The 21,008-nt window shown below is 64.9% G+C and carries 18 protein-coding genes; 13 read left to right on the forward strand and 5 right to left on the reverse strand.

Features of this window, described 5'->3' with window-relative positions; all coding sequences use genetic code 11:
- Nucleotides 1-134 precede the first annotated feature (134 nt).
- Together C996_RS0112230 and C996_RS0112235 are read left to right on the forward strand one after the other, a co-directional pair.
- Nucleotides 135-662, forward strand: a complete 528-nt coding sequence (locus tag C996_RS0112230) for a metallophosphoesterase family protein (protein WP_018867722.1) — start codon at nt 135-137, stop codon at nt 660-662.
- A gap of 154 nt (nt 663-816) precedes the next feature.
- On the forward strand, nt 817-1,419 hold the full coding sequence (locus C996_RS0112235; RefSeq protein WP_018867723.1) for a CBS domain-containing protein: 603 nt from the start codon (nt 817-819) through the stop codon (nt 1,417-1,419).
- A 65-nt stretch (nt 1,420-1,484) separates the two neighbouring features.
- Here the strand turns inward: C996_RS0112235 and sat are convergent, their stop codons facing one another.
- Complete coding sequence (gene sat / locus C996_RS0112240; protein ID WP_018867724.1) at nt 1,485-2,675, reverse strand: sulfate adenylyltransferase; 1,191 nt, start codon at nt 2,673-2,675, stop codon at nt 1,485-1,487.
- A gap of 582 nt (nt 2,676-3,257) precedes the next feature.
- Between sat and C996_RS0112245 the strand changes: the two genes are divergently transcribed.
- From C996_RS0112245 to C996_RS0112280, 8 genes are all read left to right on the forward strand, one after another.
- Nucleotides 3,258-4,034 (forward strand): hypothetical protein, encoded by a 777-nt coding sequence (locus tag C996_RS0112245; RefSeq protein ID WP_018867725.1) that lies wholly within the window; start codon nt 3,258-3,260, stop codon nt 4,032-4,034.
- Between the two features lie 37 nt (nt 4,035-4,071).
- The gene (gene aprB, locus C996_RS0112250; RefSeq protein ID WP_038028264.1) at nt 4,072-4,551 is read left to right on the forward strand and encodes an adenylyl-sulfate reductase subunit beta; all 480 of its coding nucleotides are present in this window, start codon (nt 4,072-4,074) and stop codon (nt 4,549-4,551) included.
- Entirely contained in the window at nt 4,551-6,452 is a 1,902-nt protein-coding gene (gene aprA / locus C996_RS0112255) for an adenylyl-sulfate reductase subunit alpha (RefSeq protein WP_018867727.1), read from the forward strand. The genes aprB and aprA overlap by 1 nt, the downstream gene beginning before the upstream one ends.
- 163 nt (nt 6,453-6,615) lie before the next feature.
- Entirely contained in the window at nt 6,616-6,966 is a 351-nt protein-coding gene (locus C996_RS0112260; RefSeq protein ID WP_018867728.1) for a hypothetical protein, read from the forward strand.
- A gap of 16 nt (nt 6,967-6,982) precedes the next feature.
- Entirely contained in the window at nt 6,983-7,495 is a 513-nt protein-coding gene (locus tag C996_RS0112265) for a peptidylprolyl isomerase (RefSeq protein WP_018867729.1), read from the forward strand.
- A gap of 90 nt (nt 7,496-7,585) precedes the next feature.
- Entirely contained in the window at nt 7,586-7,750 is a 165-nt protein-coding gene (locus C996_RS14670; RefSeq protein WP_017942944.1) for a hypothetical protein, read from the forward strand.
- A gap of 209 nt (nt 7,751-7,959) precedes the next feature.
- Entirely contained in the window at nt 7,960-9,372 is a 1,413-nt protein-coding gene (locus tag C996_RS0112275) for a hypothetical protein (RefSeq protein WP_018867730.1), read from the forward strand.
- Between the two features lie 80 nt (nt 9,373-9,452).
- The gene (locus C996_RS0112280) at nt 9,453-9,749 is read left to right on the forward strand and encodes a hypothetical protein (protein ID WP_018867731.1); all 297 of its coding nucleotides are present in this window, start codon (nt 9,453-9,455) and stop codon (nt 9,747-9,749) included.
- A 112-nt stretch (nt 9,750-9,861) separates the two neighbouring features.
- Here the strand turns inward: C996_RS0112280 and C996_RS0112285 are convergent, their stop codons facing one another.
- Nucleotides 9,862-10,881, reverse strand: coding sequence for a porin (locus tag C996_RS0112285; RefSeq protein WP_018867732.1), 1,020 nt, complete (start codon nt 10,879-10,881; stop codon nt 9,862-9,864).
- 224 nt (nt 10,882-11,105) lie between these two features.
- Between C996_RS0112285 and C996_RS0112290 the strand changes: the two genes are divergently transcribed.
- Nucleotides 11,106-13,226 carry a TonB-dependent receptor gene (locus C996_RS0112290; protein WP_018867733.1) on the forward strand — a complete coding sequence of 707 codons (2,121 nt, stop codon included), beginning with the start codon at nt 11,106-11,108 and terminating at the stop codon, nt 13,224-13,226.
- A 272-nt stretch (nt 13,227-13,498) separates the two neighbouring features.
- On the opposite strand, the gene C996_RS0112295 is transcribed toward C996_RS0112290, so the two are convergent.
- Entirely contained in the window at nt 13,499-14,227 is a 729-nt protein-coding gene (locus C996_RS0112295) for a rhomboid family intramembrane serine protease (protein ID WP_018867734.1), read from the reverse strand.
- A gap of 248 nt (nt 14,228-14,475) precedes the next feature.
- Nucleotides 14,476-15,981 (reverse strand): SulP family inorganic anion transporter, encoded by a 1,506-nt coding sequence (locus C996_RS0112300; protein WP_026279311.1) that lies wholly within the window; start codon nt 15,979-15,981, stop codon nt 14,476-14,478.
- A 264-nt stretch (nt 15,982-16,245) separates the two neighbouring features.
- On the opposite strand from C996_RS0112300, the gene C996_RS0112305 reads away from it, so the two are divergent.
- Nucleotides 16,246-16,734, forward strand: a complete 489-nt coding sequence (locus C996_RS0112305; protein WP_018880902.1) for a universal stress protein — start codon at nt 16,246-16,248, stop codon at nt 16,732-16,734.
- Nucleotides 16,735-16,855: 121 nt separating this feature from the next.
- Here C996_RS0112305 and moaA read toward each other — a convergent pair whose 3' ends face one another.
- Nucleotides 16,856-17,860 (reverse strand): GTP 3',8-cyclase MoaA, encoded by a 1,005-nt coding sequence (gene moaA / locus C996_RS0112310; protein ID WP_018867737.1) that lies wholly within the window; start codon nt 17,858-17,860, stop codon nt 16,856-16,858.
- Between the two features lie 227 nt (nt 17,861-18,087).
- Here moaA and C996_RS0112315 point away from each other — a divergent pair, with 227 nt between their 5' ends.
- Entirely contained in the window at nt 18,088-20,994 is a 2,907-nt protein-coding gene (locus C996_RS0112315) for a molybdopterin oxidoreductase family protein (protein ID WP_018867738.1), read from the forward strand.
- Nucleotides 20,995-21,008 lie beyond the last annotated feature (14 nt).

The following is a 21,008-nucleotide window of genomic DNA, read 5'->3' on the forward strand; positions in this document are numbered from 1 at the left end:
TATCCACCACAAGGGCGTCAAAGATGGATTCTTCGCGCCCGTTCGGATGCCCCGAATCGGGCCCGGACGCAGGGCGGGGCGCGGCAGTGTTATCGTTCCGGCACCGGAATTTCACAACAGAGGCCTGCCAACCCATGAAGGTATGCATTGTTTCCGACAGTCACGACCGTGGCCCGATGTTGGCCCGCGCGATCGAGGCCGGCATTGCCGAGGGCGCCGAGGCGGTCATCCACTGTGGTGACGTGATCGGCGGCAACACGCTGCGGGCGTCACTGAAGCTGGGTGTGCCGATCCACGCGGTGCACGGCAACAACCTGGGGGACCCGGTCGCGATCTCGCGCATCGCGCACCAGTCCGATGGCCTCCTGCACTACTACGGGCTGGACGCCACCATCACCCTCGGTGGCCGGCGCATCTTCGTCACGCACTACCCCCATTACGCCCATGCGATGGCCTGCACCGGGGACTATGACCTCGTCTGCTGCGGCCACAGCCACGAGACCGAGATCCGCCAGCAGCCGCACGTGAAGGATGGCGCCACCTGGCTCGTGAATCCGGGCACCGTGGCCGGGCTTGGGGCGCCGCGGGCGACCTGGGCGCTGGGCGATCTCGAGACCATGGACTTCGCGATCCGGGCGACACCCGAGGAGAGCGCGGCCTGATCCGACTCGGTCATACGGCCCGCATTCGGCAGCGGGGTGGCGTTTCGGCGCGGGATGATCGACCCGCTTGTCAGCGCCTTCGTCTCAGGGCATCGTCTAGGAGAGGGCGCGTCATTCGTGTCCCTCTGGATTCCACCGTGGATGGAGAAACGCGATGACCGCAGAATTCCCGCACAAGCCCCTTCCGTCGCAAAAGGCGGCCCCCGGAATCGGGCTCCAGCAGGTGTCGGAGGAAGACCCCCAGGTCACCCTGGCTTCCTCGGCGCTGTGCGTAATGACCGATTTCCGCCGGGTGCCGGTTGCGACGATCGGTCCCGAGGCGACGCTCAACCAGGCGACCGAGCAGATGATCGCCCGGGGTGTCCGGCTGCTGATCGTAGTGGACTCGGAGCGCGTGCTGGGTCTGATCACGGCCCGCGACACTCAGGGGGAGCGCCCGGTCCAGATGGTGAACGAGCGCGGCATGCGGTACGACGACCTCCGGGTGCGTGACCTGATGGTGCCGCTGGATGACGTGGACCTGCTGGACATGCAGCGCGTGATGCAGGCGGACGTGGCGGATATCGTCGCGACGCTGAAGGACTGGGGACGCCAGCATGCGCTGGTTGGTCAGCGGGATCCCCAGACGGGTGAGACTCGCATCCGGGGGATATTCTCGGCGACCCAGATCGGGCGTCAGCTGGGGATTCAGGTGCAGACCTTCGATGTCGCGCGGACCTTCGCGCAGATCCAGGCGACCCTGTCCAAGACCTATTAGCCGGAGCCGACATCCGGCCGCCCGCGCGAGTGTGCGGGTCGCCGGATGCCTGAACCGCGTTTCTGCTACCGGTTCAGCCCCTGGTAGTACTCCATCAGGATCTTGGCCACTTCCGGGCGGGAGAACTCGACCGGCGGTGCCTCGCCTCGGCCCAGCATCTCGCGAACCTTGGTGCCGGACAGGAGCACGAAATCCTCCTTCGTGTGGTCGGGTGCATCGCACATCATCACCACCCGGTCGAGCTTCTTCGAGTAGGCCGTGTGGTCGGCCCGGAAGATCTCGATCTCCAGCGCGCCCGCGGGTACCTCGGTGTCGAAGATCGTCTGGGCATCGAACGGCCCGTAGTAGTCCCCCACCCCGGCGTGATCACGCCCGATGATGAAGTGGGTCGCGCCCATGTTCTGGCGGAACAGCGCATGGAGCACGGCCTCGCGCGGACCGGCATAGAGCATGTCGAAGCCGTATCCGGTAATCATCACCGTGTTCGGCGGGAAGTAGAGCTCGGCCATCTTGCGAATGGCGGCGTCGCGCACCGGGGCCGGGATGTCGCCGGGCTTCAGCTTGCCCAGCAGCATGTGGATCACCACGCCGTCCGCATCCAGTTGCTCCATGGCCATGCGGCACAGCTCTTCGTGGGCGCGGTGCATCGGGTTGCGGGTCTGAAACGCGACCACCCGGTTCCAGCCGCGTTCCGCGATCTCGTTGCGGATCTCGACGGCGGTGCGGAAGGTGTCGGGGAAATCGTCCTGGAAGTACGAGAAGTGGAGCACCTGGATGGGCCCCGATACGCAGACGCGGCCCACGCTGTTGAAGGCGGCGACCCCGGGGTGTTCCATGTCGGTCGTGCCGTAGACCTTTTCGGTCATGGTCGCCATCTGCTCGGGCGTGAATTCCTCGATCGCCTCGACCTCCTGGATGGCGAGGACCGGGTTCCCCTCCATGTTCGGGTCACGCAGGGCAATCCGCTTGGCCCCGCGAATGGCGTCCGCATCCTCCAGCAGGTTGACCACGGGCACCGGGAAAAACAGGCCGCTGGTGGTTCGCATGTTCTCCGCGCAGCTCATGGCGTCGGCGACATTCATGAACCCGGTCAGCGGCGTGAAATAGCCGCCGCCCATCATGACGGCGTTGCCGGCGGCGCCGGAGCTGATGACCACGGAGGGCAGGGTCTCGGCCTCCTGCAGCAGGGCGTGGTGTTGATCGGGGTCGTAGACGAACAGGGGCTTCAGGGTGTCTGCACCGTGCGGTTTGATCATGGGGCTTTCTCTCCTGCCGACGCTGGATGTGAACTGCATGGATGGGGTGGTCTGTGCCACACGTAAGTCGTGTTCGGGGCGCATGCGCCCACCCGGTTGACGGGGCGGGCGCGCTGCTGGTCGACCCCGAACGTAGCACAAGATAGTCCATAAAGGTTCGGGTTTCTTGACCGCCCCCGCAGCCGCACATCCGGATCTGTCCGCCCGTCAGGGCCGTCAGCCCTGCCCCGGGCGCGCCCCGATCAGCGGCCGTTCTCCCTTTGTCTCACCCGGCCCGGGCGTTCGTTCCGGTGCCATCGCTGGCGCCCCGGACCCGCGTGCTGCGGGCAGCGGGCGGTGTGCCGCCCCTGGCCGGTCTGGCGGCTTGCGATGGCGTCGACCCGGGCCGCTAGATAAGTGTTTCCATAAATAAGCATATGACCTCATTCATCGGGCTTATGCGCGGGGAAGCAAGTTTGATTTGAAGCAAAAGATCGAGTTGGCACAGACTCGGTGTGCCCATTGGACACTCTGAGGAGGCCTGACGCCGTGATCACTAGCAATCCCTTTGCCGAACTGGCTGCGTTTATTCCACCAGCCGCAATGCAGGCGTATGTCGTGCTCATGGTCATTCTGGTGGCCGCCGGCACGATCCTCGACATGATGCACAAGAGGAGTGCCCAGTACTTCTTCGAGAACGCCAAGAAAGCCGAGAAGAACGCGACCCGCAGCGTGAGCGGCGGCGAAAAATTCTCCCAGGCCATGCAGACCCTGGGGAAAGAGGTCATCACCTCCGGTGAATTCAAGAACCCGAAACGACGCGCGTCCCATCTGTTCACCATGTGGGGCTTTATCCTGTTCGTGGTCTCCTCCGCGGTCCTGATCTTTGGCTACGCGAGCGAGCCCGCCGCGGGCGTGTGGCCGGTCCTGTGGCATCTGGGCGCCCTGTCGCTGGCTTTCGGCGGCTACTGGTTCTGGTTCTTCATTCGCGTCGACGTCTACTCCGAGGGCCGTCGCTGGTACCAGCTGGTCCGGGCCGATCTGTTCATCGTGTCGCTGCTGGCGATGTCGACCTTCGCCATCCTGTGGTCGCTGACCCAGGGCACCGGCGCCCTCGGGTGGCTGTTCTTCGCGCTCTTCCTCGCGGCGACCACGACCCTGTTCGCGACCGTCTACTGGTCCAAGTTCGCGCACATGTTCTTCAAGCCTGCCGCGGCCTACCAGAAGCGCATTACCCGTGCCGATGGCTCCGCCGAGAACCTCCCGACCCTCACGCGCGACGATCCCGAGCAACAGCAGCGCCATTCCATGGAACTGCTGCGCGATGCGCCGATGGAGATGGGGAAGGGCATCCAGCGTGAAGCGCCGCACCACTACTAGCCATTAACCCGAACACCAGCATCGATCGAGGACAACCATGCCAACTTTCGTATACATGACCCGTTGCGATGGCTGTGGGTACTGCGTGGACATCTGCCCGTCAGACATCATGCATATCGACGAAACCACCCGTCGCGCCTACAACATCGAGCCCAACATGTGCTGGGAATGCTTTTCCTGCGTGAAGGCCTGCCCGCACCATGCGATTGACGTGCGCGGCTACGCGGACTTCGCCCCACTGGGGCACAGCGTGCGCGTCGATCGCGACGAAGAGCGCGGCACCATCGCCTGGAAGATCAAGTTCCGCGACGGTCGGGAGAAGGACTTCCTGTCGCCGATTACCACCAAGCCCTGGGGCAAGCACATCCCGCAGCTGGCGGACGTCCCCGCACCCGACAAGTCCATGCGCGACAGCCAGCTGTTGTTCAACGAGCCCAAGTACATCCGGATGGATGAGGGGGATCTGCACACGCTTGAGGCCGCCGGTCTCAAACTGAAAGAAGGGGTGTACTACTGATGGCCTACAAGACAATCGTCGAAGACAACATCGACATCCTGGTCTGTGGCGCCGGGCTCGGCGGCACGGGTGCCGCCTGGGAGGCTCGCTTCTGGGGTCAGGACAAGAAGGTCGTGATTGCCGAAAAGGCCAACATCGACCGTTCCGGCGCGGTGGCCCAGGGCCTGTACGCGATCAACTGCTACATGGGCACCCGCTGGGGCGAGAACAACCCCGAGGACCATGTGCGCTACGCCCGTATCGACCTGATGGGCATGGTGCGCGAGGACCTGCTGTTCGACATGGCGCGCCACGTGGACTCCACCGTGCACCAGTTCGAGGAGTGGGGCCTGCCCCTGATGCGCGACCCGAAGACGGGCGCCTATCAGCGAGAAGGTCGCTGGCAGATCATGATCCACGGCGAGTCCTACAAGCCGATCGTGGCCGAGGCCGCCAAGAAGTCCGCGGACACGATCTACAACCGGATCTGCGTGACCCATCTGCTGATGGACGAGTCCAAGGAGAACCGGGTCGCCGGCGCCGTGGGCTTCAATGTGCGCACCGGCAACTACCACGTCTTCAAGTCGAAGTCGGTGATCGTGGCCGCCGGTGGCGCCTCGATGATCTTCAAGCCGCGTTCGGTCGGTGAAGGTGCGGGTCGCGTCTGGTATGCCCCGTGGTCTTCCGGCTCGGCCTATGGCCTGCTGATCAACGCCGGTGCCAAGATGACCCAGATGGAGAACCGCATCGTGCTGGCCCGCTTCAAGGATGGCTACGGTCCGGTGGGTGCGTACTTCCTGCATCTGAAGACCCGTACGCAGAACTGCAACGGGGAAGAGTACGAATCCAAGTGGTGGCCGCAGCTGCAGGAGATGGTCGGCAAGGAATACCTGGATCCGGAGGTCTCTCACCGGACGCATCGCCCGATCCCGACCTGCCTGCGCAACCATGCGTTCCTGAACGAGGTGAACGCGGGCCGTGGCCCGATCCACATGGTCACCATGGAGGCCTTCCAGGACCCGCACCTTGAAGAGGTGGGCTGGGAAAACTTCCTGGGCATGACCGTCGGCCAGGCCGTCCTGTGGGCCGCCACCGACGTGGACCCCAAGAACGAGAACCCCGAGCTGACCACCTCGGAGCCCTACGTGATGGGCTCGCACGCCACGGGTTGTGGCGCCTGGTGCTCTGGTCCGGAGGATGTTTCCCCGCCCGAGTACTTCTGGGGCTACAACCGCATGACCAGTGTCGAGGGCCTGTTCGGTGCCGGCGATGCCGTGGGCGGTACGCCGCACGCGTTCTCCTCCGGTTCCTTCACCGAGGGCCGTCTGGCCGCGAAGGCCGCCTGCAAGTACATCGACGATGGCAAGGCCGACGGCATCCGTGTCTCCGATTCGCAGATCAACAAGCTGAAAGAGGAGATCTATAAGCCGCTGGAGCACTACAAGGTCTACAGCAACGAGGTCGTGGCCGGTTCGGTCAATCCGAACTTCATCAACCCGCGCCAGGGTCTTGACCGCCTGCAGAAGCTGATGGATGAATACTGTGGCGGCGTAACGGTCAGCTACATGACCAACGAGAAGCTGCTCAATATCGGCCTGAAGAAGATGCACATCCTCGAAGAGGACCTCGAGAAGCTGGCGGCGGAGGACATCCATGAGCTGCTGCGTGCCTGGGAACTGAAGCACCGCGTGCGCACCGCCGAGAGCGTCTTCCACCACACCCTGTTCCGCAAGGAAACCCGCTGGCCGGGCTACTACTACCGCGGCGACTACATGAAGCTCGACGACAAGAACTGGCACCACCTGACGGTTTCGCGTCGTGACCCGAAGACGGGCGAGTACACCATGGAGAAGGCGCCCTGCTACCACCTGGTCGACAAGGACGAGGCGCCGGCCAAGGAGGCCGAGAAGGAGGAAGCCTAGGGTGCTGCGGTGGCGGTGGCGGGGCCGCAGCCGGCCTCGCCACCATGCTCGGCAGCCGCGATGACCCACGCGTTCGCGCGGAGATCATCCCTTTCAACCGCCACACCTGAGGGTTTTTAATATGACCAGTGCAGCTGAAGCACAGACGTTGCCGGAGACCTCGATGAACATCATCGACCACTCCGACCAGGAGATCCTCGAGATTGCCCACCCCATCTGGAGCGACCTGATCAAGCACTCCAACAAGGGGCAGTACGGCAAGTTCGTCCGCCGGTTCTCCTACCACCTGCTGTTTGGCCTCAACGAGGTCGAGGTGGGCAAGCAGTTCGCCCAGAGCGAGTTGACCCGCAATCTCAGCGAGGACTGGGACTTCCTGGGCATTATTCGCCGTGGCGAGCATGTCACCGTCCTGTATCGCGTGCGCAGCACGAAGAAGGAGGGCGAGTGGCTGGGCCGGATGGTCCTCGGCTACGAGGAAGGCGAGGTACGCATCTTCGGTGCGTCCATTTTCTGACAATGCGGGACTGTTCATGACCGAAGTAATCAAGGACAACAAGTACGTCGAGCTGAACTACCAGGTGATCGACCAGAAAACCGGCCAGGTGCTGACCGAGGTCGAGTTCCCGCTGGGCTATGTCCACGGCGTCAACGAGGTCCTGTCGCCCCAGGTCATGGGCGAGCTGGAAGGCCGTGCCCAGGGCGAAACCATCGAAGTGCCGATCGACTGCAACGCCCTCTATGGCCCGCGCGACGAGTCGCTCGTGATCACGGACGCGATCGAAAACGTGCCGGAGGAGTACCGCGAGGTGGGGACCGCCATCCTGATGGAGAACGATCGCGGCCAGACCAAGAGCTTTTTGGTGACACGGCTCGACGACAAGACCATCACCATCGACGGCAACAATCCACTGTGCGGCCGTCAGGTGATCTTCAAGCTGAACATCCTGCTGGTACGCGATGCCACCGACGAGGAAATCGCACACGGTGGCAAGGTGGAGTCGGGCCCGGAGATCGACAGCGGGCGCGCGGTCCCTATCGAGTGATGGAGCAGGCGTTCGGCGCGTGAGTATGTCGGGGCAGGGCGACGCCAGTTCTCCGCCCCTCTTTTTTCATCGAAGCGAGGTGAATGCACCATGAGTCAGCAATCCGACAAGAAGCACCCGGAAGTGCCGGACGGCAAGTCACGCTTTCTGGTAACCCGGCAGATGAAGCCCAACGAAAAGGGCTTCGTCGGCTACGAGACCATCTGGGAACCCTTCCAGAAGGAAGCCGAGTACCAGACCCCCAAACGTCCGTGACGCGGCCAGCCGCCGAACCCCCCGGATTTGGCGGCTGTTTTTATCCAGCCGGTCCACAGGGCGGCACCTCGCCGATGGTGATGGGGCGATGGTGATCGGCCGGTCAACGGGCGTTCGCCGGATCACGAAAGTTGATTGACCGGGCTCGCGGCTAGCCTTCTATCAATCCTGCGGCACGGAAGCCGAGGTCTCAGCAAAGGAATGCGTTCATGAAGCGTGCATCTCTCGCGGGCGTCCTGCCTGCCTTCGCCCTGGCGCTTGCCACGGGCTGCAGTTCTTCCTATCCCGATCAGGCCGAGTTCGACTTTGGCGAGCTGCCCATCGCCGATCAGGCCCAGGCGCGCGGGCTTCTCGAGGAGGTCGAGGCCGGCTGGTCGCTGACCGTATCCGTCGAGGCCGCCGTAGCCGACCTGGAGCCGGCCGCGGTCCACCTTGAGGCGCTCTCCGAACAGCTGGCCGCAGAGACGGTCTCCGATCTGACCCTGATGGTGGAAGGCGAGCCGGCCGACCAGTTGCAGGCGGCCTATGCCACCTTCACCGACAAGCGCCGCGCCGTCCATGACAACTTCGAGCGCGAGCAGGCAGAAGCGCGCGCGGAACTGGAACAGGCGCGCGAGGAGCTGGCGGCCGAACGCAGCGAGCTGGAGGAGAACCTCGCGGCCATCGACGCCTTCGTCGAAGAGGAGCGCGAGGCGGTGGAAGCGGTCGAGGCCGAGATCGAGGCCCTGGAAGCGAAGCAGGCCGAGATTGCCGACTCCGTCCTCGCCGCACTGAACGAGGCCATCATGGAGCACGAGCTGCCGGTGCGCCCGGTGGCGCGGTTCGACGGCTATTCGTGGCGCTCCTGGGAGGTGGACGCCAGTCGCTCCTGCCCCAGTGCCGACAGCCCTTTACAGATCGATGCGCGTGCTACCCACGGGGTGTGCGTGATGGTGTCCGGCCGCCCGTATCGCGGCGGCGAAGCCGTGAACGCGCAACTGGACCCGATCCTGGCCTCCGGTCTGCTCGACTACTACGAACTGGACGAAACGATTGGCGTGACGGGCGGGTTCCGGCGGCGCGCACCCGAGGGCACCCTGCGGGCCGACCTGGCCGATGCCCGCAAGGTCCTGGACGATCGTTTGATCGTGGCGGAAAACCGCTTTGGTACCCGGCGCGACCTCGGCCGCGAGGAGACCCTCCTGAACCGCCGCGCCACGTCGCTGGATCGTCAGCAGCAGCAACTGGAAAACCAGAGCGTGCGCAGCTTCGAGTATTCGGACGAGCGCTCGGCGCTGCGGTCCGCCGAACAGGCCTACGGTCAGGCGTTGCTGGCGCAGACGGTGGCGGCGCATGTGCAGCCGGTGGGCGACATGACCGCCGATCACGTATTTCCGCTCGGGTCGCGCGATAGTACCGCCATCCTCGTCATCCAGACCCGCGAGCGCGGCCTGCGCAGGGGCATGGATACGGTCCTCACGCTGTTCCGGCTGGAGCTCGACGATACCTATGCCGACTATGACCGTGTGCCGATACACGGCGAGCGCGACAACATGGCCTTTGCCCGCTTCCGCGGCGAGGCGACCCGGGACGAGGCAAACCGGCGCGTCTATCTGGCCCTGGCGCGCGAGCTGACCCGCTAGCTTCGTGTCGGTGAATCCGCGTTTCCCCGGGTCCAGACTCGGGCACGACCTGTTACCTGCAATAACTCAGGAGGAGTGCAATGATGATCAAGAAAGGACTGGCTGCGGCGGGCGTCGCGTTTGTACTGGCGGGGTGTTCTGGTGGTGGCCCGTCGACCGCCGACATCGAGGCGGTGATGGCCCAGATGGTGGCGGCCAGCGGCCTCGGCGCACAGGGCGTCTCGGTCGATATCCACAGCAGCGACTGCAGCGAGGTGGACGGGGGCGTCTTTGACTGTCAGGTGGATGCCACGGTGTCCGCTGGCGGGTACTCGGAGGATCTCACCGATCGCCTTCGGCTGGTCGAGGGTTCCAGTGGCTGGGAACCCGCCTTCTAAGCGCGCCCGACGAAAGGCCTCCCACAAAACTAAAAGCCCCGCCGGGGCGTAGTCCGGCGGGGCTCGTAAAACGGGGACGGCGGTCCTGGCCGCCGGCCCCGGTGTTGCCCGGTCAGAAGTCGTAACGCATCCCGATCGAGAGGGCGGTAGCGGTCTCGCCACCCACACCCGGCTGGCTGACGCTCTTGGCGGCATTCCACGGCGCCAGGGCCGAGTTGTCGTCGTTGTCGACCATTGCGATGTTGCCGTAGAAGCGCAGGTCGCTGTCGAGGCGGTATTCCAGGCCCAGGGCGTACATCGTTGCGTCAGCATCCGCCAGATCGGAATCCAGCTGGAAGACGTGACCGTTCAGGTACATGCTCGGGGTCAGGCGGAACTGGCCGCCGAGGCCGTAGATATCCGCATCGTCACCACTGGTGGTTTCCGAGTTCTGGTAGAAGGCGCCCATGCGAAAGGCCGGGGTGATGCGATAGCCGACGGCCAGGCGCCAGGCATCCGGGTTCACATCGCCATCTTCCTGCTTCTCGTAGGCCAGAGCGCCGGTCAGGTCGCCCATACTCAGGTTCAGAGATGTGGAGTAGGCCTTGTTCGGGGCCCCGTCGGCGGTGGTGGCGCCGTCCGTCTCGTTCGAGTACTGGATGTTCCAGGTTAGGCCGCCGAAGCTCGGGGTCTGGTAGTGGATGCTGTTGTTGAAACGCTCGTCGAAGCGGCCGGTCTGCGCGGCGGAACGGGTCAGGTTGCGCATGTCGCCGATCTGGTCGCCAAAGAAGTTGGCCGGGCCGCGGGCGCGCTTGAACGGGGTGTCGAACTTGCCGATACGCAGCATGCCCCACTCGGAGCCCTTCAGGCCCACAAAGGTGTCGCGGGTCGCGAAGTTTGTGCCGTTGGTGTCGAAGTCGATCTGTTGTTCGATCTGGAACATCCCGACCAGCTGCTCGCGGAACTCGCGCTCGCCCTTGAAGCCCAGACGGCTGGAATTGCTCGAGACATTGAACTCGTTGTAGTCGGCGCCGTCGTCGAGGACATCGGCGGACAGGTGGGCGCGGCCGTACAGCGTCCAGTCGGCAGTGGCCAGGGCCGGTACGACCAGACCGGCCGCAATCAGGCTGGTCAGCAGTTGCTTGCGATTCATGGGTTTCTCCCCTATTGGAATGTGCAGGTTGGCGAGACGCGAAGCCGTCCCGACAGGGCGCAAGCATGGGGAGGGCGAGTGACGTGTCCGTTACGGGGCGGTGAAGATCGCGTTAAAACGCGACACTGTTGCGCAAATGAAACACCTGGGCCGGGAACCTGCCAGCGAGGGGCGAGTCCTCTGAAGAGCGGGCAGGCTCGACGCCCGCCATGATGCAGTACCGAATGGGAGGGACCGAGGTGGTGCGACGGCCGGATCCGACGTTCTCTGGACGCGTACGCTGGCCGCTATTCGCCGGTCTTCTGGTGGCGGCCACGGCACAGGCCGACGACGAAGCACTGGTCCTGGATCCCGTCGAAGTCACCGTCACCGCACCCAGGCTGGCCACGCCGCTGGCGGACCTGCCGGCCGCGGTATCGCGCGTGGACGAGCGCCAGGCGACCGAGGGGCGGCAGGGCCTGCAGCTGGACGAGGCGCTCAATCGTGTGCCGGGGCTGTTCGCCCAGAACCGCTACAACTTTGCGCAGGACGCGCGCATCTCCATCCGCGGCTTCGGCTCGCGGGCGCCGTTCGGGGTGCGCGGGCTACGCATCCTGCAGGACGGCATCCCCGAGACCACCCCCGACGGCCAGTCACAGGTGGACGCGATCGACCTGCTGAACCTGCGCGACATCGAGGTGCTGCGCGGACCCAGCGCCGCGCTGTACGGCAATGCCTCCGGAGGCGTGATCTCGGCGCGCACCCGCGACGGCCGCGACCCGCGTGGCTTTGGTGGCGGGGTGCTGCTGGGCAGCTACGGTTATCGCCGCGCCGAGGCCATCGCCGAACAGGACCACGGGACCCATCGCTACTCCCTGACCGCCCACGATTTCGCGATCGACGGCCACCGCGACCAGTCCACCGCCGAGAAGCGCTACCTGCGCCTGCACACCGCCTCGGAGCTGGAGGCCGGCACGCTGAACTTCCACCTGCGCTACCTCGATGCCCCACGCACCGACGACCCCGGCGGACTCACCCGCGAGGAGATGCGTCAGAACCGCCGCGCGGCAGCCCCGCTAGCCATGGCCCTCGACAGCACACAGGAGGCCGAGCAGCTGACCACGGGATTGCAGTGGGAACAGTCGCTCGGCCTCGGCGAGCTGCGCCTGGGCGGGTTCTGGACCCAACGCGATTACGCGCAGCAACTGCCATTCCCCGGCGACTCACGGGTGGCCTACGAGCGCGATTTCTACGGACTCAACGCCCAGTACGAGCAGGACATCGGCCCGACCCGGGTACTGACCGGGATCGACCTGGAAGAGCAGCGTGACGACCGCACCCGGCGCTGTACGTCGGGGACTTTCGCACCTGGGCTGGACTGTGACGAAGACGAAGTCGTTGGGGATCTGGCCCTAGACCAGCTAGAGCGCGCCCGCTCGCGAGGAGTGTTTATACAAACCGACACCGCGCTGGGGTCCAACTGGAACATGGTGGTCGGCGCCCGTCATGACCGTATCAGGATGTCGATCCGGGACGACTTCTTCGACCAACTCGACGACCCGGACAGCGCTACAGACGACTCCGGGCGCCGCAGCTTCCGGGAAACGAGCGGGATGGCGGGGTTGATCTGGCACTTCCAGCCGGAGTACCGGGCCTTCGTGAATGTGGCCACCAACTTCGAGACGCCGACCTTCACCGAATTCGCCAACCCCGATGGCGGTGGCTTTGATCCCGACGTAGAGCCGCAGCGGGCGCGCAGCATCGAGGTCGGAATCCGCCGCGAGAGCCAGCATCTTTCGTGGGAGGCATCGGCCTACGCGACTCGGGTGCGTGACGAGCTTTCCCCTTATCAGATAGAGGGGCAAGGCGACCGTACGTTCTATACCAACGCGGGGCGCACTGCCCGCGATGGGCTGGAACTTGCGGTGGAGTGGCATGCGGCGCCTCAGTGGACCCTCAGCGGGGCATATTCCCTGAGCGATTTCCGATTTCGCGAGTTCGAGGATGTGGAAGGGGTGCGTCACGATGGCAACCGCCTGCCCGGGCTGCCGCGCGAGCAGCTGTTCCTGGAGGCCGACTGGCGCCAGGGGCCCTTCTTTTTTACCGTCGATGCGCTGTACACGGGCGCGCGCTATGTGAACGACGCCAATGACGAACGCGTGGGCGGACAGACCACGCTGAACCTGCGCGCGGGCCGCCACTGGCAGGATGGCAACGCCCATGTCGAGGCCTTCGTGGCCGCGAACAACCTGCTGGACGCGGACAGCGTCGACAACATCCGCATTAATGCCAACCAGGGACGCTACTACGAGCCGGCCCCGGGCCTGACCCTGATGGCGGGGATGCGCATGACCTTCGGGCGCTAACGCGCGCCACCATGCCGGACCCTGAGCCGTCATTGCGAGGAGGCGAAGCCGACGAAGCAATCTCTCTCCGAATACACCGCGTTGCCAGAGTTCGGAGATTACTCGCTGCGCTCGCCCTTCGGGCCGGCCTGCGGCCGTTCAACGCGCTTCGCGCCTTTGTGCCACGTCGGCTTCGCCTCCTCGCAATGACGGTGCCGTGAAGATGGACCGTAGCCGCTACGTCGCACGCTGCACTGAGCGCCGCGCGAACCGCATCAAGGAAGGGTGTCCGACTAATCGCGCCGCCCGGGCCCCTCCCGGGGTTCTTTCGGCTCGATCTCGTCGAGCCGCCCCTGTTCGATTTTGCGCAGGGTCTCGGGGTCGGTGGGGTCCTCGTCCTCCCAGTCATGCCGCCGATATACGGGGAACGGGTCGCGGCGATAGAGGAACCAGCCGCAGACCGCACCGACAACCGCACCGAACAGGTGCGCCTCGAACGAGACTCTGGGGCCGCTGGGGAAGACGCCCCAGATCATGCTGCCGTAGAGAAACAGGATGATGATGGCCACCGCGATGGACAGCGCATCGCGGCGGCGAATCCCGATCACCACGGCGAAGAACATCAGCCCGTGGGTCAGGCCCGAGGCGCCAATGTGCAGCCCCTCGCGCGCGAACAGCCAGACGCCCAGTCCGCCCATCAGCCAGATCAGCGGGACCGCAACGCGGGTGGCGCGCGGGAAGCCGTAGAGCGTGAGCATGCCGAGCACCCACAGGGTCGGCACATTGGCGAGCAGGTGGCCCCAGGAGCCGTGGATCAGCGGCGAGGTGATGATGCCCAGCGCCCCGACCGCGTCGCGCGGCAGGATGCCCAGCCGCGACCAGTCCCCGCCCAGCAGGTCGTGCAGGGCGTGGATCACGATCAGGATGGCGGCCCCCAGCATGGGCCAGAGCAGCGCACGCCGAATCCGCTCCTGCTCGGCCCGGGGGTCGGCCGGGGGTGCCGGCCGGCGAAGATTCATCATCCGCCTAGCCTGCCACGCCTGGACAAGAGGTCCAATCTCTCCAATCCCCCGGCGCCGCCACGGGCACCGTCATTGCGAGGCCCCGCAGGGGCCGCGGCAACCTCCTGAAGCTTGCGCAGTGTCGGGGTCCGAGGGTTTCGGAGGGAGATTACTCGCTGCGCTCGCCCTTCGGGCCGGCCTGCGGCCGTTCAACGCGCTTCGCGCCTTTGTGCTTCGTCGCTGCACTCCTCGCAATGACGGTGGCGGTGCTAGTGCCCGCCCGGCCCCAGGTCGGCGCCCTTGTCGTGCTGCGCGAGCTTGTCGTGCAGTTCACCACTTTCACCTCGCGGGGCCTTCACCTCGACCTCCATGCCGTTGCGGCGGAACTTGCCGACGACCTTGTCGATGGCGGCCACCGCCGAGCTGTCCCACAGCGAGGCGCGGGTCAGGTCGATCTCGATGTGATGGATGCCCTCGCGGTAGTCGAAGCTGTCGATGAACTTGTCCACGGCGACGAAGAACAGCTGGCCGCGCACGGTGTAGATCCGGGTCCGGCCGTCCTCGGAGAGCGCACTAGTGACTTCGACCGCCTTGACCATCTTGCGCGCGAAGAAGATCGCCGAGAGCAGCACGCCGGCGAATACGCCCAGCGACAGGTCGTGGGTGATCACGGTGGTGCCGACGGTCACGATCAGCACGGTGGCGTCGGTGCGCGGCAGCTTGTGCAGGGTGGTCAGCGAGCCCCAGTCGAAGGTGGCGATGGAGACCATGATCATCACCGCGACCAGCGCGGCCATTGGGATGATCGAGACCAGATCCCCCAGGAACACGATGAACAGCAGCAGGAAGATGCCCGCCGACAGCGTGGACAACCGCCCCAGCCCCCCGGACTTGATGTTGATCACCGACTGCCCAATCATCGCGCAGCCCGCCATGCCACCGAAAAAGCCGGTGACGACATTGGCGATGCCCTGGCCCTGGGCCTCGCGGTTCTTGCCGGAGGGCGTGTCGGTCAGATCGTCGAGGATGGAGGCGGTCAGCAGCGATTCCAGCAGGCCGACGATCGCCAGCGCGAACGCGGTCGGGAAGATGATCTGCAGCGTCTCCCAGTTCAGCGGGATGTCGGGGAACAGGAACACCGGCAGGCCGTCCGGCAGGTCGCCCATGTCGCCGACCTCCAGCGTCGGCAGCCCCATAAAATAGACCACGACGCTGAGCACCACGATCGCGACGAGCGGCGGCGGCAGCAGCTTCGGATAGCCCGGGATCATCGGCAGGCCATAGAGGATGATCAGGCCGGCCGTGACCAGCGCCCACATGGTGGTGTCGCCATCCACCAGGTAGGGCACCTGGGACAGGAAGATCAGGATCGCCAGCGCATTCACGAAGCCGACCAGCACCGTGCGCGGGATGAACATCATGTAGCGCGCGAGCTTGGCCCAGGCGAACAGGACCTGGATGATCCCCGTCAGGATGGTCGCGGCCAGCAGGTACTGCAGTCCGTGCTCGGCGATGAGTGTCACCATCAGCAGGGCCATGGCCCCGGTCGCGGCCGAGATCATTCCGGGGCGCCCTCCGGCGAAGGCGATCACTACCGCCATGGTGAAGGACGCGTACAAGCCCACGCTCGGGTCCACCCCGGCGATAATGGAGAACGCGATCGCCTCCGGGATCAGGGCCAGCGCGACCACAATCCCGGCAATCAGGTCGCCGCGCACATTGAACAACCAGATCTTGCGCTGGCGGGACAGGAAGTCTTGTAGGGTCTGCTGCACGTTACGTTCCCCAATACCGATGCGCGCCGAAGCCGACATGCGTCGGGATCAACGGGTGAACGAACAGGTACCAGAGACTTGTGCGAAGTAGCCGGGCCCGGTTGCCACCAGTGGATGGCGCGGTTGCAAGCGGTTCAATGCCGGTACAGACTGAAACCGCCAGGAAAGGCGACAAAGTCTAGCACTTCATAAGCCCGTCCTGAAGTTTGCCGCCCCGCTCAAGCCTTTGTCGGGGCTCTTCCATGCGTTCAATTGGGGATCTTCATGCTGCAGCGCGTCATCATCGCCGTCGACTTCTCGCCCGCCTCTGCCGCGGCCCTGGCTGTTGCACGCCAGCACTGCCCTGGGGCGAAGAAGCGGCTGCTCTATGTGATGAAGCCGTCGGACGTGGCAGGGCCCAGTTCCGCTGGTGCGTTCAGTGGTGCGGGGTCGTCGCCCCTGAATGCAAAGGAAATGCGCCATTCGGCGGAAGAAAAAATCCGGTCGCAGTTGCAGGAGTGGGCGGAGGCAGATGACGAGGTCGCCATCGCCGTGGGCAGTGCGCCGGAGGAGATCTCCCGTCATGCCGAGGAGTGGGGCGCGGATATGATCGTGATGGGGACCCGCGGGCGCAGTCAGATCGCCAACATGCTCTCCGGTTCCGCGACCGAGTGGCTGGTGCGCAACGCCCGCCTGCCGGTACTGGTCGTGCACGACGTGCCGCTGTCCGACTCCATGAAGGAAAAGCTGCCGCCGGAAGGCGCCGTCGACTGAGCCCGATCGCCGTTCGCCGACACGTAGAAGGCCCGCTTTCCAGCGGGCCTTCCTCGTTCCTGTGGAATGCTCGCGCGGTGTCGAGGCCCCAGGCATGTAGGAGGCCAGCCCCGCCGTGACGCTAGCCGCCGGTCATGGACATGAAGCGCATGACCTTTTCCGGGCGCTCGGAGAATTCGTGGCGTTCCGGTTTCAGGTTGATGGCCTGGACCACCAGATCCTCCAGTTCGGAATCGGTGCAGCCCTCGCGCAGGTAGGGGCGCAGGTTCAGGCTGTGGTCGTTGCCCAGGCAGGTGTAGATGGTGCCGTCCACCGACAGGCGCACGCGGTTGCAGGTATCGCAGAAGTGCTGCGAAATCGGCGTAATGAAGCCGATGCGCACGGGGGTGTCCGGGATCTGCATGTAGCGCGCCGGGCCGCCGCCGGGCATCACGCCGGGTACCAGGTTGTAGCGCGGCTCCAGACGGGCGCGCACGTCCTGCAGGTTCACGTAGTGGCCCTCTTTCGCCTCGCGGCCGGTGTCGCCCATCGGCATGGTCTCGATGAAGCGCAGGGTGAAGCCGTGCTCGATGCAGAAGTCCACCATGTCCTCGACTTCCGGCTCGTTGATCCCGCCCATTACCACCATGTTGATCTTGATCGGGTCGAGCCCGGCGGCCTTGGAGGCCATCAGCCCGTCCAGCACCTTGTCCAGCTTGCCGCCGGTGATCTCCTTGAAGACTTCCGGCTTGAGCGAGTCGAGACTGACGTTGATGCGCGCCACGCCGGCATCCTTCAGTTCCTGGGCATGGCGCGCCATGCGCGTGGCATTGGTGGACAGCGAGATGTCGTCGATGCCAGGCAGGGCGTTCAGGCGTGCGGCCAGGTCCGGGAGGTTCTTGCGTACCAGCGGCTCGCCGCCGGTCAGGCGCACGCGGCGGGTGCCCAGACGTCCGAAGGCTCCCATGACGCGCTCGATCTCCTCGAAGCTGAGCCAGTGATCCGGCTCCTCGAAGTCGCGAAAGCCCTTGGGCATGCAGTAGAAGCAGCGCAGGTCGCAGCGGTCGGTGACCGAGAGGCGGACATATTCGATGCGGCGGCCGAAGGCATCCACCAGTGCGTTCTCGTCCTTGAGGGGCTGTTCCATGGGGTGCTCCGTCCTGCCGATGGGGGCGATATGTTTCATCACACACATCGTAGACCACTTCTCCGGGAACGCAACAACAATGCCTCAGAATCGTTGCGGCAATAAACAAAATCTCTCACAGATAATTTTGTCTTATTCCAAGATAAGAACTTTTCGTTGGCCAAAAGCCCGGCTTATGGCCAATATGGCCCATGAATAAGCAAACCGTAATCTATGGGGTCGTCTGAATGAGCGCGTTGCCCGAGTTCGAGAACCACAGCGAGCAGGAGATCAAGTACACCACCTGCTACATGTGTGCCTGCCGCTGCGGCATCAAGGTTACCGTCCAGAACAACAAGGTCCGCTATATCCAGGGCAATCGGCATCACCCGATCAACAAGGGGGTGCTGTGTGCCAAGGGTAACGCGGGGATCATGAAGCAGCAGTCCCCGGCGCGCCTGCACCAGCCGATGCGCCGCAAGCCCGGCACCGAGCGCGGCGCCGGCGAGTTCGAGCCGATCTCCTGGGACGAGGCCCTGGACATGCTGTCCACGCGGCTGCAGAAGATCCGCGAGACCGACCCGCGCAAGCTGGCGTTCTTCACCGGCCGCGACCAGATGCAGGCCCTGACCGGTCTGTGGGCGACCCAGTTCGGCACCTACAACTGGGCGGCCCACGGCGGCTTCTGCTCGGTGAACATGGCCACCGGCGGTCTGTATACCACCGGCTTCGCCTTCTGGGAATTCGGCGACCCCGACTGGGACCGCACCAAGTACCACATGCTCTGGGGCGTGGCGGAAGACCATGCCTCCAACCCGATCAAGATCGGTCTGGAGAAGCTCAAGCGCCGCGGCGGCAAGTTTGTCGCGATCAACCCGGTGCGCACCGGCTACCAGGCGATCGCCGACGAGTGGGTGGGCATCAAGCCCGGTACCGACGGCCTGTTCGCGCTGTCGATGCTGCACGTGCTGCTGAAGAACGACCAGTTCGACTGGGACTTCTTGGTGCGCTACACCAACGCCACCCAGCTGGTGGTGCAGACCCCGGGGCAGAAGGGCGATGGCCTGATCCTGCGTGACGAGGCCGGCAACCCGCTGGTCTGGGAGCTGGAACAGGAGGCGTTCGTCGACGGCACCCAGGTCGACATCAAGCCGGCGTTGTTCGGCGAGTACACCGCGCCCGACGGCCGCCCGGTCAAGACCGTGATGACCCTGCTGGCCGAGCGCTACCTGAGCGACGAGTATTCCCCGGAGAACACCGCCGAGGTCACCGGCGTCCCGGCCGACCAGACCGAGCGCCTGGCACTGGAGATGGCGCACGTCGCGTTCAAGGAGACGATCGAACTCGATATCGAGTGGACCGACTCCTGGGGCCGCAAGCACGACAAGGTGTTCGGCCGCCCGGTGTCGATGCACGCGATGCGCGGCATCTCCGCGCACTCCAACGGCTTCCAGACCTGCCGCGCGATCCATCTGCTGCAGATCATGCTGGGCTCGGTGGACTGCCCCGGTGGTCACCTGGCCAAGCCGCCGTACCCCAAGCACGTCCCGCCGGGCATCAAGCCGGCCAAGGAATGCGCGCCGAACACCCCGCTGAAGAGCCCGCCGCTCGGTTTCCCGACCGCGCCGGAGGATCTGGTCATCGATGACGACGGCAACCCGCTGCGCATCGACAAGGCCTTCTCCTGGGATGCGCCGATCTCCAACCATGGCCTGATGCACATGGTGGTGACCAACGCGGTCAACGGCGATCCCTATCCGATCGACACGCTGATCTTCTTCATGGCGAACATGTCCTGGAACTCCTCGATGAATACCGCCGAGGTAATGGACATGCTGCGGGCGAAGGACGACAGCGGCGAGTACAAGATCCCGTTTCTGGTGGTCGCGGATGCGTTCCACTCGGAGACGGTCAACTTTGCCGATCTGGTGCTCCCGGATACGACCTATCTGGAGCGCTACGACACCATCTCCATGCTGGACCGCCCGATCTCCGAGCCGGCCGCGGCGGCGGACTCCATCCGCCACCCGATCCTCGAGGTCGACCGCGACGTGCGTCCCTGGCAGGAGGTCATGGTCGAGCTGGCCGGCCGCCTGAAGTTCCCGGCGTTCACCAACGACGATGGCAGCCGCAAGTTCGAGGACTACAAGGACTTCATCGTCAACTTCGAGAAGGAGCCCGGCATCGGTTTCCTGTCCGGCTACCGCGGCAAGGACGGCAAGACCCACCTGCGTGGCGAGCCGAACCCGAAGCAGTGGGAGGCGTACATCGAGAACCAGGGGTTCTTCGTGCATCACCTGGCGCCGAGCCAGCAGTTCTACCGCTTCGCCAACAAGGACTACCTGGAGCTGGCCAAGCACGCCGGCTGGGTGGGCAAGACCGATCCGATCACCATCGAGCTCTACTCCGAGACCCAGCAGCGCTTCAAGCTGGCCGGCCAGGGCCTGTATGACGGCCCGCAGCCGACCAAGCAGGAGCACAAGGATCGCCTGACCCAGTTCTTCGATCCGCTGCCGATCTGGCACAAGCCGCTGGAGCAGACCCGGATCGACGAGGACGAGTACCCGTTCTATGCGGTCAACCAGCGCCCGATGTTCATGTACCACTCCTGGGATTCGCAGAATGCCTGGCTGCGTCAGATCTGCGCCCAGAACTATCTGTACATGAACCGTGGCAAGGCGGAGTCCATGGGTATCGCGGACATGTCCTGGGTTTGGCTGGAGTCGCACAACGGCAAGATCCGCGTGCAGGTCAAGCTGATCGAGGGCTGCGAGCCGAACACCGTCTGGACCTGGAACGCCATCGGCAAGCAGAAGGGCGCCTGGGGCCTGAAGCCGGACGCGAACGAGTCCAACAAGGGCTTCCTGATGAACCACCTGATCAGTGAGCTGCTGCCGAAGAAGGGCGACCCGGTGGACAACATCACCAACTCCGACCCGGTCACCGGCCAGGCCGCGTGGTACGACCTGAAGGTCAAGATCACCCCGGCCGACCCGGAAGAGGCCAGCACCTGGCCCGACTTCGACACGATCAAGCCGGCGCCCGGCATGTCCGAGGCCCCGGACCAGCTCCGCTACGCGGCGCACAAGCCGGTGCACCTGAACCGTTCCATCCGCGACGTGCTGACGCGCGGCTCGCTGGACGACGAACAGTAGGCATCACGGATCCG

The sequence above is a fragment of the Thioalkalivibrio sp. ALE25 genome, assembly GCF_000377285.1.
Classification (GTDB): domain Bacteria; phylum Pseudomonadota; class Gammaproteobacteria; order Ectothiorhodospirales; family Ectothiorhodospiraceae; genus Thioalkalivibrio.

Excerpts from the sequence above, each read along its gene's own strand:
- C996_RS0112235 (WP_018867723.1), top strand. The coding sequence starts at position 817 with ATGACCGCAGAATTCCCGCACAAGCCCCTTCCGTCGCAAAAGGCGGCC.
- C996_RS0112305 (WP_018880902.1), top strand. The coding sequence starts at position 16,246 with ATGCTGCAGCGCGTCATCATCGCCGTCGACTTCTCGCCCGCCTCTGCC.
- C996_RS0112315 (WP_018867738.1), top strand. The coding sequence starts at position 18,088 with ATGAGCGCGTTGCCCGAGTTCGAGAACCACAGCGAGCAGGAGATCAAG.
- C996_RS14670 (WP_017942944.1), top strand. The coding sequence starts at position 7,586 with ATGAGTCAGCAATCCGACAAGAAGCACCCGGAAGTGCCGGACGGCAAG.
- aprB (WP_038028264.1), top strand. The coding sequence starts at position 4,072 with ATGCCAACTTTCGTATACATGACCCGTTGCGATGGCTGTGGGTACTGC.
- C996_RS0112275 (WP_018867730.1), top strand. The coding sequence starts at position 7,960 with ATGAAGCGTGCATCTCTCGCGGGCGTCCTGCCTGCCTTCGCCCTGGCG.
- C996_RS0112295 (WP_018867734.1), bottom strand. The coding sequence starts at position 14,227 with ATGATGAATCTTCGCCGGCCGGCACCCCCGGCCGACCCCCGGGCCGAG.
- C996_RS0112290 (WP_018867733.1), top strand. The coding sequence starts at position 11,106 with ATGGGAGGGACCGAGGTGGTGCGACGGCCGGATCCGACGTTCTCTGGA.
- C996_RS0112265 (WP_018867729.1), top strand. The coding sequence starts at position 6,983 with ATGACCGAAGTAATCAAGGACAACAAGTACGTCGAGCTGAACTACCAG.
- C996_RS0112260 (WP_018867728.1), top strand. The coding sequence starts at position 6,616 with ATGAACATCATCGACCACTCCGACCAGGAGATCCTCGAGATTGCCCAC.
- sat (WP_018867724.1), bottom strand. The coding sequence starts at position 2,675 with ATGATCAAACCGCACGGTGCAGACACCCTGAAGCCCCTGTTCGTCTAC.
- C996_RS0112245 (WP_018867725.1), top strand. The coding sequence starts at position 3,258 with ATGCAGGCGTATGTCGTGCTCATGGTCATTCTGGTGGCCGCCGGCACG.
- moaA (WP_018867737.1), bottom strand. The coding sequence starts at position 17,860 with ATGGAACAGCCCCTCAAGGACGAGAACGCACTGGTGGATGCCTTCGGC.
- C996_RS0112285 (WP_018867732.1), bottom strand. The coding sequence starts at position 10,881 with ATGAATCGCAAGCAACTGCTGACCAGCCTGATTGCGGCCGGTCTGGTC.
- C996_RS0112280 (WP_018867731.1), top strand. The coding sequence starts at position 9,453 with ATGATGATCAAGAAAGGACTGGCTGCGGCGGGCGTCGCGTTTGTACTG.
- C996_RS0112230 (WP_018867722.1), top strand. The coding sequence starts at position 135 with ATGAAGGTATGCATTGTTTCCGACAGTCACGACCGTGGCCCGATGTTG.
- aprA (WP_018867727.1), top strand. The coding sequence starts at position 4,551 with ATGGCCTACAAGACAATCGTCGAAGACAACATCGACATCCTGGTCTGT.